The following is a 430-nucleotide window of genomic DNA, read 5'->3' as shown; positions in this document are numbered from 1 at the left end:
ATCGCTTTTTAATGCTGTTATCTGCGCGGTGATTGTTCTGGCACTGATGCTTTATCAGCGTCAGCGGCACGGTGCACGTAATCGCCCGTTAATTTCCGTTCTGGCGTATGTTCTTGTTCTGATTTACGCCGTTATTCCGTTTCGTTTTGTATTTGGTCTCTACCATGATTCGAACTGGCTGGCAGTCACCGGAAACGCCTTAACCTGCGCGGTTGTTCTCTGGTACCGGGGAAACGTGGCGCGGATCATAGCTGCACTGAGGCACTAATGAACCAATCACAATTTCAGCAGGCGGCTGGTATCAGCGCCGGGTTAGCTGCGCGCTGGTTTCAGCCAGTCGATGCGGCATTGAGAGAGTTCGGGATTACAGCACCGGCAGATATCGCGATGTTTATCGCACAGGTCGGGCACGAAAGCGCCGGATTCACTG

The 430-nt window shown here is 52.8% G+C and carries 1 protein-coding gene and 1 pseudogene; both read left to right on the top strand.

Features of this window, described 5'->3' with window-relative positions; all coding sequences use genetic code 11:
• On the top strand, window positions 1-268 hold a 268-nt coding region (locus GTGU_RS23680; RefSeq protein WP_038163892.1), incomplete at its 5' end, for a phage holin family protein.
• Window positions 268-430: pseudogene (locus GTGU_RS23675) on the top strand (glycoside hydrolase family 19 protein); the annotation flags it as partial. The gene GTGU_RS23680 and the pseudogene GTGU_RS23675, both read left to right, overlap by 1 nt.

The sequence above is a fragment of the Trabulsiella guamensis ATCC 49490 genome (assembly GCF_000734965.1).
Taxonomy (GTDB): domain Bacteria; phylum Pseudomonadota; class Gammaproteobacteria; order Enterobacterales; family Enterobacteriaceae; genus Trabulsiella; species Trabulsiella guamensis.
This window is presented reverse-complemented; position numbering and strand designations above follow the sequence as displayed.